The sequence below is a fragment of the Phormidium sp. CCY1219 genome (assembly GCF_035615515.1).
Taxonomy (GTDB): Bacteria; Cyanobacteriota; Cyanobacteriia; order Cyanobacteriales; family Laspinemataceae; genus CCY1219.
Genome location: NZ_JAJENT010000569.1, coordinates 1 through 12,590, shown reverse-complemented (window position 1 = coordinate 12,590; position 12,590 = coordinate 1). Strand labels below are relative to the sequence as shown.

At 50.9% G+C, this 12,590-nt stretch carries 14 protein-coding genes; 6 read left to right on the top strand and 8 right to left on the bottom strand.

Annotation, left to right across the window (positions count from 1 at the left end; all coding sequences use genetic code 11):
- The first annotated feature begins 117 nt into the window (after positions 1-117).
- The 5 genes from LKK83_RS15785 (at position 118) to LKK83_RS15765 (ending at position 4,195) form a co-directional block, all read left to right on the top strand.
- A complete protein-coding gene (locus tag LKK83_RS15785) occupies positions 118-438 on the top strand; it encodes a hypothetical protein (RefSeq protein ID WP_324632178.1) in 321 nt (106 codons plus the stop codon).
- A 184-nt stretch (positions 439-622) separates the two neighbouring features.
- A complete protein-coding gene (locus LKK83_RS15780; RefSeq protein ID WP_324632177.1) occupies positions 623-1,159 on the top strand; it encodes a bleomycin hydrolase in 537 nt (178 codons plus the stop codon).
- 99 nt (positions 1,160-1,258) lie between these two features.
- The gene (locus LKK83_RS15775) at positions 1,259-1,753 is read left to right on the top strand and encodes a bleomycin hydrolase (protein ID WP_324632176.1); all 495 of its coding nucleotides are present in this window, start codon (positions 1,259-1,261) and stop codon (positions 1,751-1,753) included.
- 304 nt (positions 1,754-2,057) lie between these two features.
- Positions 2,058-3,344 carry a HEAT repeat domain-containing protein gene (locus LKK83_RS15770; RefSeq protein ID WP_324632175.1) on the top strand — a complete coding sequence of 429 codons (1,287 nt, stop codon included), beginning with the start codon at positions 2,058-2,060 and terminating at the stop codon, positions 3,342-3,344.
- Between the two features lie 35 nt (positions 3,345-3,379).
- On the top strand, positions 3,380-4,195 hold the full coding sequence (locus LKK83_RS15765) for a HEAT repeat domain-containing protein (protein ID WP_324632174.1): 816 nt from the start codon (positions 3,380-3,382) through the stop codon (positions 4,193-4,195).
- Between the two features lie 394 nt (positions 4,196-4,589).
- On the opposite strand, the gene LKK83_RS15760 is transcribed toward LKK83_RS15765, so the two are convergent.
- The 7 genes from LKK83_RS15760 to LKK83_RS15730 all read right to left on the bottom strand — a co-directional run bounded on the left by LKK83_RS15760 (position 4,590) and on the right by LKK83_RS15730 (position 9,316).
- Positions 4,590-4,892, bottom strand: coding sequence for a CpeR family transcriptional regulator (locus tag LKK83_RS15760; protein ID WP_324632173.1), 303 nt, complete (start codon positions 4,890-4,892; stop codon positions 4,590-4,592).
- Positions 4,893-4,987: 95 nt separating this feature from the next.
- On the bottom strand, positions 4,988-5,602 hold the full coding sequence (locus LKK83_RS15755) for a chromophore lyase CpcT/CpeT (protein WP_324632172.1): 615 nt from the start codon (positions 5,600-5,602) through the stop codon (positions 4,988-4,990).
- A gap of 60 nt (positions 5,603-5,662) precedes the next feature.
- A complete protein-coding gene (locus tag LKK83_RS15750) occupies positions 5,663-6,193 on the bottom strand; it encodes a phycobiliprotein lyase (RefSeq protein WP_324632171.1) in 531 nt (176 codons plus the stop codon).
- A gap of 197 nt (positions 6,194-6,390) precedes the next feature.
- Positions 6,391-7,155: a phycobilisome rod-core linker polypeptide gene (locus LKK83_RS15745; RefSeq protein WP_324632170.1), complete on the bottom strand. Its 765-nt coding sequence runs from the start codon at positions 7,153-7,155 to the stop codon at positions 6,391-6,393.
- A gap of 152 nt (positions 7,156-7,307) precedes the next feature.
- Entirely contained in the window at positions 7,308-8,180 is an 873-nt protein-coding gene (locus tag LKK83_RS15740) for a phycobilisome linker polypeptide (RefSeq protein ID WP_324632169.1), read from the bottom strand.
- A 338-nt stretch (positions 8,181-8,518) separates the two neighbouring features.
- Positions 8,519-9,073 (bottom strand): phycobiliprotein lyase, encoded by a 555-nt coding sequence (locus LKK83_RS15735; protein WP_324632168.1) that lies wholly within the window; start codon positions 9,071-9,073, stop codon positions 8,519-8,521.
- Positions 9,074-9,142: 69 nt separating this feature from the next.
- Positions 9,143-9,316: a hypothetical protein gene (locus LKK83_RS15730; RefSeq protein ID WP_324632167.1), complete on the bottom strand. Its 174-nt coding sequence runs from the start codon at positions 9,314-9,316 to the stop codon at positions 9,143-9,145.
- Positions 9,317-10,013: 697 nt separating this feature from the next.
- Between LKK83_RS15730 and LKK83_RS15725 the strand changes: the two genes are divergently transcribed.
- Complete coding sequence (locus LKK83_RS15725; RefSeq protein ID WP_324632165.1) at positions 10,014-11,717, top strand: MBL fold metallo-hydrolase; 1,704 nt, start codon at positions 10,014-10,016, stop codon at positions 11,715-11,717.
- A gap of 299 nt (positions 11,718-12,016) precedes the next feature.
- Here LKK83_RS15725 and LKK83_RS15720 read toward each other — a convergent pair whose 3' ends face one another.
- Entirely contained in the window at positions 12,017-12,328 is a 312-nt protein-coding gene (locus LKK83_RS15720; protein WP_324632164.1) for a DUF6679 family protein, read from the bottom strand.
- Positions 12,329-12,590: the final 262 nt, after the last annotated feature.

Below are 12,590 nucleotides of genomic sequence, written 5' to 3'. Positions count from 1 at the left end.
GTAAGGGGGGGGATACGAGGTAAAAATTCTTCCTTTGTCCCCCCCCTTTCCAAGGGGGGTAAGGGGGGGATACGAGGGAGAGGGGAGGGGGATCTAAGGGGGTATCTTAACGGTTTCATGGTTAAAGAAAAAGGGTATGAGCGATCGCGCAATTTGATGCTTCACGTGAGACAGACAGAGGGAGAAAATGCAGTGTTTATCCGTGGGTGGGCTGGGTTTTGGCTGATTCCCTGCCACCCGATGGAGATGCGATCGCAGAATTGGTGTAGAAGCGATCGCCATCGGTTTCGGGGGGGGGTAGGGGTCTGGGTTGCGCGTCTCAGAAACGAACCGGCAAAAACCAGGGGTGGCGATCGCGCAATCATCGGTCAATCGGCATTTGTCCCCAAGCTGAAGCAGGTAGAAAAGTCTAGCGAAAGACCCAAACGCCCCGGATAGAGGCGATCGCCACGGGGCGATCGGCCCGATGCGACACCGGGCGAAATATTAAAAAATATTACTTTCTTTCTCATAAATGAGACTGAAGATTGCAGCTTCCCCTATCTTCGAGGGTGGCAGGTCAAGTTCGCTTGACCGGCGTGGTTAGCATAGCAAAGAAAATTCGATCGATAAGGAGATTTTAATGCTAGACGCCTTTTCCAAAGCAGTGGTGGCGGCTGACGCCAAGACCGCTTATATCGGTTCTGAAGAATTACAAGGTCTCAGAAGCTTTATCGCCGAAGGCAACCAGCGCCTAGATGCGGTGAACTCCATTTCGAGCAACGCAAGCTGCATCGTCTCCGACGCAGTTTCCGGGATGATTTGCGAAAACCAAGGCTTGATTCAATCCGGTGGGAATTGCTATCCCAACCGTCGGATGGCAGCTTGCTTGCGTGACGGAGAAATCATCCTGCGCTATGTTTGCTACGCCCTCCTCGCAGGGGATTCGTCGGTACTCGACGATCGCTGCTTAAATGGTCTGAAAGAAACCTACATCGCCTTGGGGGTACCCCTCGCCTCTGCAGTGCGCGCCGTCAACATTATGAAAGCGGCTTCGATCGCCTTTATCAACAACAACGCCTCGGGGCGCAAAATGGACAACATTCCCGATGGCGATTGCTCCTCCTTAACGGCGGAAGCGGCTAGCTATTTCGACAAAGTGGCTGCAGCACTGAGCTAATTTCCAGGCGAGTGGAAATCTCCCCAATTTTCCTCGGGAGATAACCTCAACCACCCTAGTTGAATTTGTCAAACTTGTATTCAGGAGACCTTCAGACTTATGAAATCGGTTGTGACCACTGTTGTGACCTCTGCGGATGCCGCAGCGCGCTTTCCCACCGGTTCCGATTTAGAATCGGTGCAAGGAAACATTCAGCGTGCGGCAGCTCGTTTGGAAGCCGCCGAAAAGTTAGCTGCCGGACATGAAGCAGTCGTCAAAGAAGCGGGGGATGCGGTATTCAAGAAGTATCCTTACCTGAAAGAATCGGGGGAAGCCGGAGATAGCGATGTCAAGGTGAAAAAGTGCTATCGCGATATCGACCACTACATGCGCCTGATTAACTACTGCTTGGTGGTTGGCGGTACCGGTCCGCTGGATGAGTGGGGCATTGCCGGTGCTCGCGAAGTGTATCGCGCGTTGAATCTGCCCACCGCAGCCTATGTCACCGCCTTCCAATACACCCGCGATCGCGCTTGTGCGCCGCGCGATATGTCCGCGCAAGCTCTCACCGAGTTCCGCGCCTATTTGGACTACGCCATCAACGCTCTGTCTTAGGTTGCTCTCAACCAACCCACGCGGATTGCGTTAGCCGTTTTCCCCCATTCGGACTGACGCAATTCGCCCCTCACTTCTCTAAACTGGCGGCAAGTAGGGGGGCAATGCCTATCAATAGCTTGCTTAATTTCCGATGGGCATTGCCTTCCCCGATGACTGGCTGGATTTATTGATGCGAATGGTTTAACTTAGAGAACTCGACGCTTGTCGTTTACCCCCGGCGGGTAACGCGAACTGCCAAGAGTTCTCTAGGTATTTCTCTGAGGCGATGAGCCAACAGAACGTTTAAAATTATTCTTGACCTATGGATCGGCGTTTTTCTAACATCTTTCCCGGATTGAGCGAAGAGCGGGCGATCGCCTTATTGCGAACCCCCACCCACGAACTCGAAGATAAATCCGATCGCTATATTGCGGCGGCTCATTTAGTCAATTTTCCCAGCGAACGAGCGATTAACGCGCTCATCGACACCCTGGGTGATTGTGAAGCAGATCTCGATAGCCGAATTGCCAGACGCAAGGCGATCGAAACCTTGGGACGATTGCAAGCCTCCTCGGCAATCCCGGCCATTCGCCAGTGCTTGCACGACCCGGATATTTACACCGTAGAAAATGCCGTGTGGGCGATCGGCGAAATCGGCACCGATGATGAAACAATTTTAGCAGAAATTGCCGAATTATTGTCCGATCCAAAACAAATTCATCGCATCATTATTCACGGATTGGCCAAACTGGGATATCGCGCCGCTTTAGATACAATTCTCCCCTTTACTTGCGCTGAAGACCCCACCGTCGCCAGTGCCGCGATCGCCACGGTTTCTCGCTTCAAAAACGACCCCAGCCGAATGCCAGAAGTGGTGCAATTCCTCCAGCATCCCAACATCAACGCCCGCCGCGCCTGCATTCAAGACTTAATGGATGCTCGATATTATGCCGCAATGCCGGATATTGCCGCCTGTCCGATTTCGATGGTATTTCGCATACGCGGAATCGCCCATTTAGCCACCACGGGAATGGCAACCGGGGAACTAACCTTCGCGCAAATCGAACCGAGTTTAGATGCGGTAATTCGCGATCGCCCCGACGAACTCAACCTCGTCCACGACTATCCCGAACCCCCCGCATTAGACTTCCTAATTAACGAATTATATCATACAGATTTTGGTCGCTGCTATCTTGCCAGTCAAGCAATTTTAGATTTATATCCCCAACCAGCACCCCCGGCGCTAATCGATACCTTTGTAGAAAAAGCTTGGAACGATTACGGTGCCCATTACCACGTTATTAAACTATTAGGCTGGCTGCAATACGAACCCGCTTATAAAGTGCTTGTGGAGTCTCTGCACAACAAACGCCCGCAATTCCAAAAATCCCGCACCGCTGCAGCGATCGCCCTGGGACATTTAGGCGACAAACGGGCGATAGAGGAGCTAAAAACTGCCGGCGAAACTCCCATTTGGGAATTGCAATATGCCTGCTTAATGGCATTAGTGCAACTCGGCGACTCGAGCATTCCTCAATTCATTACCGAAGACACTCATCCCTTATTGCGCGCCAAAGCCAATTTAACCGCCAATGCCCTATCATTGTAGTCAAATGATGGTTAAAAAAACGCGAGACAACGGCGATGATGCTTCCGGAACGGAATACAATTAGCGATTACAACTCTCGCCCGGTGACAATTCAAGTCACGGGTGTGCGCGCGCAATCGGTGATGCGCCGCAGCGATTATACCATAACCGTGCCCTATGCGCGCATGTCTACCACCCTGCAGCAGATTCACCGTTTAGGGGGAAAAATCCTTAAGGTGACGGTGGGGGATACCTCGGTCAAAACAGCCCCCTCCAGCGATCGCGCCTCGGTGAGATTTCCCCAACTCAAACATAAAAATCCCCGCCTCCGGGAACGGGCCATGCGCGACATTGCAAAAGAACCCCGGGAAGAAACGATTCCCGAACTGATGGCCATTTTATCCGATGACAATGTGGTCTACCGTCGCGCTGCGGTGCAAACTTTGGGCGTCATCGGTCCGGATGCGGTGGATGCGTTAGTCAATGGATTGCGCGAAAGCGAAAATGGGACGGTCCGCGCCAGTTGTGCGAAAGCTTTGGCGGCGATCGCCCTGAAGTATCCGGAAGTACCCTTTGAGCAAGAGAGTCTAGAGGCCCTGGAAAAAGGTCTCTACGACTCGGATCCGGTAGTCAAATTGGCATCGGTGGGCGCGCTAAGTACCATCGGCGCACCGGCATTAGAGATTTTAATCGCCGCACTCCAAAGCGAGGATATCGCCCTTGGGGTGGCGGCGATCGGGGCATTAGGTTCGATCGCCGATCCGAAAGCAGCAGATGCACTCTCTGCGATCGCCAATCGAGAAGACGCCGACCCTTACCTGCGCGAAGGGGCACAAAGCGCTTTATCTCAGCTATCACACTCACTCAGATGAGAGAAGGAGCCTCCGAGAAGCGATCGCCATAACCCCCGGGCGGAAAAATTCCACTGCATGCTTACGGGTGAAATTGACAATTTCATCCGCTTTTGATGTCCGCTTTATCCTGAGAAAATGGCCGAAATTCAGCAGACATCCAAACTGCTACAGCGTCATCGGCATCTTTTTAATTCAGGGAATCCAAAACCGGGTTCTATATCAAATGGGTTGCTGTAGAGACGCGATTAATCGCGTCTCTACGATTGGGTAAACCAACCGGGTTGATAACCCATACTAACCCAACGCTTTGCCGTCTCTAAACCTGTATTTTACCACCCCCAAATGCTTTATATCCCCTTTCCAATCAACTTTACCCTTCACTGTTAATTTTCCAGTCTGCTCAACCGAGGGTTTAAATTCTTTGCAGGCGAGAGCGACCCACTCGTTCGTCAAAGCGAGTATAAAACCCGCCGTATTTAAACCAATACTGTTTTAAGTCATGGTGCGGCGTATGCAAACTCGCTTTTGCTTGGTAAAGAATCACTTGACGGTGATTGCCGATCCAAACTTTTTTTAGCGGCTTGACCGAGATTAAAGTTCCGCCCAAACTCTTGACACAATCGGCAAATCGTTCTACAGTAGAATACTCCACCGTTTCAAAGATAAAAAAGTTGCCGGAGCAGATTAAATGCCGACTGCGAATCCAGCATTGCATCTTTTTGCAAGCTTGTGGTGGCAGCATCTTTTTATTCAATTGAATTTGGCAGTGCTTTCTCGATAATTTGTCCCGAGAACGTGCCGAGGGAGAGATTATTTCACCTGTGGCACTTCCTCAGCAAAACTTTCCCATTTTTCAAAGCGCAACGGTCCAGCAGCAGACCCCCAAACCGGTTCGTGAGTATTGACATCCATCCCTCGGTCTAAACTGACCCAAGTGGTTTCTGTCAGTTCCACTTCACTTACCAAATAGGTTTGGCATCCGTTGCGATGAATAAAACATTGGTTCCCCGGTTCCACATGACCCAAAAAGCAATCGCCTTCCCGGTGGAAAACCATCGAACAGTGATATCGCCGTTTGAGACACTCTGGAGTAATGGTTTCGAGGATATCGACTTCTCGCGCCGCACCGGCATAGAGCAATCCATCATCTAGACCGTAGTTTTCGATGTAAATGCGATCGCCTAAATCCACCAATTGATGAACCCCTTGCCGATAAGGACTCCACATATCGTAGTCATAAACCTGTTCGGAATACAACCAAATCCCCGCAAACCGTTCCTGGGGTAACGGACGAAAATAGATGTGAATGTGGGCGTAAAGAGTGGGGTTTTCCAGGGATTGCTTTTGGTTGCTAAAATGTCCGGCCATCCACTGGGATAAAGTAATCAGATTGGTGGAATTGGTAACGGTTTGATGGTCAGACATAAAAAGGGTTGCTGAATCGTTGACAAAAATGCGCGCTATCGAGTAATAAATTCCGAAAAATTAAGCGGAAATCGCGCGAATTTCCGAAGAAAAAGAAGCAGTGACTACCCCATTACCATCACTGGTTTTAATGGCGCTGACTCGGAAGCGTAGATTTGGGGTAGCAAACCAGATCCGTTCTTCCGCCATCGCCCGGTCGTATTCGGTTAATAAAACAAAGGTTCCGTCCTCGGTGATGTGGTAATGACCCACTGCGGGCATGGTTTCGGCGTAGCCTTGCGATCGCAATAATTTCCCCCTACGGAGCTGTTTTAACTCCGGAATGGGAACCAGCACGCAACTGCCAGTCAGTTTCTCGTCTTCATCCCAATCAGATTCCCCCGCCCAACTCATTTTAAACGGACTGCTAGCCAGTGCTGGATCGATATTATATGCTTGGCACAGGTCTAGAACTTCCCGGTCATCTGCACCGAGAGCAACGATATCAATCGTCGAGCGGATTTCTTCAAAATGACTGAAAGCGAGATGATGACCGCTGCGCTGCGATCGCCACTTGCCAATCGACTTGGCCACAAATTCATTCACGTTCATATCCAGCCCTCAATCTTGTACTCAACCATACAGTTTTAGCGGTTGACCTGATGTAATCTATTAAAAATTTTGGCTAAAGTTACTACAGTTTCCCCCCCCCTTGCAACTTTAGCCAAGAAAAACTGTAATGGTGCGCGCCTCATAACTGCCAGCGCGTTTTACCCCTTTTTAGTTGTTTTTTAAGCAATCTGAAAAATCTAATGCACCTCAATAATGCTGCGAATTTTACCGCCAGCTTTTTGGATGCTTTGGATGTTGGCACTTAATTGGTCGTAACCGACCTCATAGGTTTTGTTACTCCGTTTCACGCGCGGACCGATACCGGCTCGAGTGACTTCAATCCGAAAGCGCTTTTGCGTGTTGCTGTAATAGCCACCCATTCCCGTCAGGGGAAACGCGATCGCCGTGGGCAGATTGGCCCCCCAATCCATAATCAGTTTCGCGTTTTGATAGCTATCGCTGCTCGAAGGGCCGCGTACCAAAGAAAACATGCGATTAAAACTAACATTTTTCAGGCCCGGTTGAGTGCGAACGCCACGGGCATAAGGAACGATAGCATCGCCAAAGTTTTGGATATATTCGTCGCTGTAGAGGTACGAATCGATTTCCGCCTCGTACCCTTGTTCATTGTAAATGCGAACGTGCTGGGTAATCTCTTCTCGGTCTTGGGGGGCGCGACCCAACAAATGTTTGTAATTCAGTTCGATAAAACGAGACTGAGAGTTCGTTTCAAAAAAGCGCTCCCGATACAAGTCCGATTTGGCGACCAAACCCACGAATTGACGCACCGATATTTCTCGATTGCGGAGTAAGGATTCCCCGCTCATTAAGCGATCGCACTCCAATAAATGCTCGTTTCCCAATACTTGCTTGTAAACCGCGCGAATCACGAGTTGCAAGTCGCTTTCCGTAGGATTTTTCCGCAACTCCACCGGTTCGGTTTCTACCGCCCATAAAACCATGTTTGATTCTCCTTTTTTTGTTGGGTTAACTAAGTTAAATTTGTCATGTTGAGCGTCCCTGACGGACGCTCTTGGTTTAACAGATGCCCGATCGCTTCAAACCTTGCTAGGCGCTGTTTAAAAAAGCGGGGCGAACATCATCGCCGCGCCCATTAGTTGACCGGGGTAATACTCGAAATTACGCCGCCCATTTGGTGAATGCGCTGGTATTCTTGCGACAGGCGATCGAACGGAACCAAAAACACCTGATTGCTGCGCCGGAATTTCGACACCCGCCGCACCTGCTTCGCGGAACGATAGCCCGTCACTTCGATGCGGTAAACTTTACCGCGATCGTCCGCACCTGCACCATGTCGGGTGCGAGCGCCTCGGGGAGGATCTTGGAAAGACCACCCTTCTGTGGCCCCGGATGGGGGCACCACCGGCGTGGGAATTTCTTGAATCGTCAACCGATTTAGGCGCGGTCGATTTCCCGATAAATTACCTTTTAAGTCGCTAGAAGAAGCGCCGCGAAACAGCTCGAAAACGTGGGTAAAGCCCACCATTTTCTTACCCGGTTGGGTTTTGTAACCTCGGATATAGGGCACGATGTCTTCCCCAAACACCGATTGATACTCGTCGCTGTCTATATAAGAATCGATTTCGCTTTCAAACCCTTTTTCGTCGAGAATCGCGCTGTGCGCTTTCATTTCATCGTAGCCATCGGGAGCGCGACCGAGAAAATGTTTGAAATTCAGTTCGATGCTGCGGTAGCGGGCGCAGTTCTCGAAAAACCGCGAGCGGTAAAGCTCGGATTTACCCACTTGTCGCACGAATTCGCGCACGCTGATGTTACCTTCCTTGAGCTGTGACTCGGGCACTTTGAGCCGTTCGCTTTCCATCACGTAAGCGTTCCCAAGCACTTGCTTGTAGACGGCTCGAATGATGGTTTCGATTTCTTCTTGCGAGCGTCCGGGCCACAATTCCAATGGCGGTGTATCTTCGTAACCGCTGACCCCTAAGGTCGATGCCGGTCCAAAAGCCATTCCAACTTTCTCCTGATTAGCAATAAATTTTCTGAGAAAATATGCCGATGAGTTTACAAAACTTTACATTCTGCCAGACAGAAATTAATTTTTGGCTCGCGAGGAGCCTCGGCAGAGTTCTGTTAAATCATAGTGTGGCATAGTTTGGGAAAGTTTATACACTGCAAACCTCATTTAAGAGGTAAAGATTTGTAAAGTTTTTTTAGGGTCCTTGGGCGTGAGATGACAAAACCGCCTGCATTCAAGGGTGAGAGCGATCGCGCCCCGAACGCAACAGTATCCCCGGTGAGGGGATTGTCGGGAAAAATTCGCCAGAAATTAGGGGTCACTCCCAGGGATTAAGTCTGCTTGCGTTCCACACCAAACCCGACCAACAGCACGGTGTCGAGGCGCTGACCCGCCGGTGGGCGCTGATAGTTGATAATTTTGCGGATTCGCAACTGGGAGTTAATCAGGGTAATGGAATCCACGGACACCACCTGAGTGTAGTGGGTGGTCATTAGCAGTTCGCGGGTGGGGATGTGGAAGCGAAAATCAGCCACCATCGGCTTGGCTTCTTCGTAGGCCCGATCGCGCAAGTAGTCTCCCTCAATCGTTTCCTCATTCCCCTGGGTGGGGACGAACAGCAGATTGAGCTGTTGGGCCACTTGTTCTCCGGTTTCGGAAATGGTATTAAATTCCAGATGATAGCCTTGTAGGCGATCGACTTCCGGATGGGGCGGGCGTTGGTTGTCCGAGAGTACCTTCAGCTTCAGGTCGGGAGCCACCGGCGCAACGGTAAATTCGGTGCGCGATCGCTCCACTTGTGCCGCATTCAGATAATGATAGGTGCGTTCGCTCTTCCAGGTGCCAACGCAACACTCGAAAAATCGGTCAAATTCAGGGTGGTTCATGGTTCTTGGTAGAAAGTGGAGAATTGAGAATTAACAATTTCCGATTGATTTTGTCTAAATTAACAGTTGTTAATTCGTTCGTTCTAGTGCCGTTAGGCGATCGGTTTGGGAATAGGGTATCACCTGAGCCAGGGCCACAGGCAGGGGAGAACTGTCCCACCTTAACCGCGATCGCCTGAAGCGATCGCGATTGTCTTGTCCTCCGGGTAATCTTGGCAGAAACCTTTGCGGGTTAAAATTCATTTAATTTGCACACTTGGTAATTTATAAAAAATATGTTTGAATGACAATATTCAGTCAAGGTATCTAACGAAGACCGTGGGAAATTTGCCAGCATTCCGGGGTTGCCTGACGCCTCACTGCCTTTGCCTTGCCTAAAGGAATGAGGGTTACAGATTGGAATCCGTGGGTTTTGCCAGACGTTCCCTCGCTAGCTTATAGTAAGCATAAATTAAAGTTTATATTAAATAACGAGTCGAATTATGAAGAGTAGAGTGGGGAAAAAGAAGCAAAGTAGATGTAGAAAAGCCGGGAGTTTGGGAGGAGAGCCAGCGGGTAGGGGAGAGAAACAGGCGAAGCGATCGCGCCAAAGGCTTCAGAAAAATTATTGTCAGCAGCCGCAAAAAAGTATCGAGGATGACCACCTTCCTTGGTAGCATCAAATTTATGCAAGCTCAACGAGTAACAACAGACAAAGATGTTCCACACTCAACTGCGTTACTCCTATCCCCCCCTTACCCCCCTTGGAAAGGGGGGGACAAAGGAAGAATTTTTACCTCGATGGTGGTGCCAAGAGCGCTAGGGCGCGACGGGCATCGGCATTGTAGCTTTCGGCGGAGGGTGAACCCAAACCAAACTGTTGCAGTTCTCGAAAACTGACAAAGAACCTTTCTGTGCAACGCAGACTCGGCACAAATATTGCGAATGCGATACGAACGTGATGGAGCTTGAATGTTTAGCATATAGCGTAGGACATGCAGACGAAGGAGTATGTTTGCTGGTGCGAATCGGGCCGTATCGCATCCTCCTTGACTGTGGTCTTGCAGATATCGCGCCGTTACAGGTTGGGTTAGAATCGAATCCCGAGGAATCGGTCCCCCTGCCGGCAGACCTGGTGCTGGTGTCCAACGCCCACCGCGATCGCGCGCGCGGGGTGTGGCCCTTGCACCAAGCATTCCCGCAGTTACCGATTTATGCCTCCGAGGTGACAACCCAACTATTGCACCTCAATTGGCCGGAGGTAGAACGCGAGGCGATTCAGTTTTGTCAGGCATTACCCTGGCGCACCCCCATCGAAATTCTCAATGGGCTAACGGCAGAATTATTTCCGGCGGGGCATTTGCCTGGGGCGGCTACCCTTCGCCTGACCTATAGCGCCCCCGATAGCGACGCCGGGCACACCCCGCGCCCCTACACCGTGGTTTATACCGGGGACTTTTTCCTATCAAACACCCGCTTAGTGGAGGGATTGCCCCTAGAAGAGTTGCGCGGATTAGATCCGCAAGTGTTGATTGTAGAAGGCAGTTACGGCACCTCTCGATTTCCCCATCGGCGATCGCAAGAAAACCAACTTGCCGAACGCATTGATTTGGCCCTCGATCGCGGACAGTCCGTATTGCTGCCCACCCCCACCCTCGGGTTAGGGCAAGAACTGCTGATGCTGCTGCGGAGTCATCATCATTTTACCGGGCGAGAAATCGATATTTGGGTGGATGGAAGCATTGCGGATGCCTGCGACGTTTACTTAGAACTGCTACCGCAGCTTCCCACCTCCGTGCGAAACTTTGCCAAACATCAACCCTTATTTTGGGACGAACGGATCCGACCCCGGGTGAGGCGGATTGACCCCGAAAACCGCCCCTTACTCGGGGAAGCGCCTTGCATCGTGCTGACGGATCTCGACGCCAACCTGCAACATTACTGCCAAAGCGAAAACAGGTCTTGGCTGGTTTTGCTGCCCGAGTATCCCGGGCAATCCCTAGAACACGGACCGGGTGGGTTAGAGGCGATCGCCTCAGTTGAGATTCAGGTGGAAAGCTATTTACTCCCCGATCGCTGCGATGGCAATGGGACCACCCAACTGATCCATAACTTGCATCCCCAGCATGTGATTTTCGTGCATGGTTCTCCCGCCTATCTCGCCGATCTGACCAATTTAGACGAACTGCGAAATCGATACCACTTGCATACTCCCGAAGCCGGGACTCTGGTAGAATTGCCCATAGGCGAAACCTTTTTGCAACCCGCCACCCCGGCGGAGATTTACGAAGGGGAGTTAAGCGAACAAGCCGGCAGGGTGACATTTCAATTCACCGATGCGATCGCCGCCGATCCGCGCTGGCAAAACTTTGCCGACACCGGTTTACTAGAAGCTCGTTGGCAGGGGGAAGAATTAGTGGTGCGTGGCGTCTCCCAACGGGAAGTGCTCTCCCAAGGAAGCGCTGCCAAAGTCAGTACCCATATCGACTGTTGCGGCAACTGTCGCTACTATCGAGGGCAGCGGTGTTGGAATCAAGCTTCACCATTGTTTGGCTTTAAAGTGACGCCCGAAGGGTATTGTCCGGCGTTTGAAGCCGCTATGGTGCCCCCCTTGCCCCCAGACAATTCACCCACCCCCACGGATAGTGAATCCGAACATGAATAATCGGCAATCCGCTTGGGAAATTTTTGCATGTTAACGAGTTGTACGCTCCCATTCACTGGATGGGAAATCAAATGGGGATTAAAATTTTAAAATGTGAGCTTTAGGGTTATAATATTAGGTTGGAGTGCAACACCGTCACCGCTGCCGAACCCGACGGCGGAAAATTTTGCTGTGGGGAATTTTAACGAATAACAGAGCCTCCGGTGTAGGGACAACACCGGAGGCGAGTGGATCGGAGCCGATCGAGCTGATGATGGAATTGCGATCGAGACAACAACTCGTGGATCCTTTGGATGCGGTTATTCTCGATCCGAGTCAGGAGAGTGATTGGGAAGTTGTTCCGCTTCGGGACAATCGTCTGAAACCAGAGGTTCGACATTGCCGCGAGGAACCGACGCTATTTTTTGACTCACGGCACCGATGCTTTCGAGACGAATCATCTCTTCCCAAGAGCAGATTTCATCTTCTTCGTCCGTTTCATAGCGTACCGTGACTAAATCTCCTTCGATATCGAGAATGCGAACGTCATCGATCCAACGTTGCTGATCCCGCAAGAAAATATTGACCTCACGACCATCGCAACAGAGTTGATAAATCTTGCGGTGTAGCATAGGTGGCTTCTCCTGAGCAGATAACATGTCCAACGCGAAGTTATGAGTCTCACCTAAGCGAGGGTGCGACGGGAATCGGACCCTTTCGCCAATCGTGAGTGAAGTTAGAATAGGGAATCGGCAAGGAAACCCGTGAAACGAGAATTGCTTACTTGTTCGCCGTTTCCTGTAGCCCATCGGCAAGACTCATCGAAAATTAGGGGTTGGTAAGGGGGGCGAATGGAAACCCCTGTCATTTATGTATGGGGAGGAATTCGCCCCC

What these genes read in the sequence shown, in the direction of transcription:
- LKK83_RS15785 (WP_324632178.1), top strand. Translation starts at nt 118, where the DNA reads ATGGTTAAAGAAAAAGGGTATGAGCGATCGCGCAATTTGATGCTTCAC.
- LKK83_RS15745 (WP_324632170.1), bottom strand. Translation starts at nt 7,155, where the DNA reads ATGGTTTTATGGGCGGTAGAAACCGAACCGGTGGAGTTGCGGAAAAAT.
- LKK83_RS15775 (WP_324632176.1), top strand. Translation starts at nt 1,259, where the DNA reads ATGAAATCGGTTGTGACCACTGTTGTGACCTCTGCGGATGCCGCAGCG.
- LKK83_RS15760 (WP_324632173.1), bottom strand. Translation starts at nt 4,892, where the DNA reads ATGCAATGCTGGATTCGCAGTCGGCATTTAATCTGCTCCGGCAACTTT.
- LKK83_RS15750 (WP_324632171.1), bottom strand. Translation starts at nt 6,193, where the DNA reads ATGAACGTGAATGAATTTGTGGCCAAGTCGATTGGCAAGTGGCGATCG.
- LKK83_RS15740 (WP_324632169.1), bottom strand. Translation starts at nt 8,180, where the DNA reads ATGGCTTTTGGACCGGCATCGACCTTAGGGGTCAGCGGTTACGAAGAT.
- LKK83_RS15765 (WP_324632174.1), top strand. Translation starts at nt 3,380, where the DNA reads ATGATGCTTCCGGAACGGAATACAATTAGCGATTACAACTCTCGCCCG.
- LKK83_RS15770 (WP_324632175.1), top strand. Translation starts at nt 2,058, where the DNA reads ATGGATCGGCGTTTTTCTAACATCTTTCCCGGATTGAGCGAAGAGCGG.
- LKK83_RS15755 (WP_324632172.1), bottom strand. Translation starts at nt 5,602, where the DNA reads ATGTCTGACCATCAAACCGTTACCAATTCCACCAATCTGATTACTTTA.
- LKK83_RS15735 (WP_324632168.1), bottom strand. Translation starts at nt 9,073, where the DNA reads ATGAACCACCCTGAATTTGACCGATTTTTCGAGTGTTGCGTTGGCACC.
- LKK83_RS15725 (WP_324632165.1), top strand. Translation starts at nt 10,014, where the DNA reads ATGGAGCTTGAATGTTTAGCATATAGCGTAGGACATGCAGACGAAGGA.
- LKK83_RS15730 (WP_324632167.1), bottom strand. Translation starts at nt 9,316, where the DNA reads ATGAATTTTAACCCGCAAAGGTTTCTGCCAAGATTACCCGGAGGACAA.
- LKK83_RS15720 (WP_324632164.1), bottom strand. Translation starts at nt 12,328, where the DNA reads ATGCTACACCGCAAGATTTATCAACTCTGTTGCGATGGTCGTGAGGTC.
- LKK83_RS15780 (WP_324632177.1), top strand. Translation starts at nt 623, where the DNA reads ATGCTAGACGCCTTTTCCAAAGCAGTGGTGGCGGCTGACGCCAAGACC.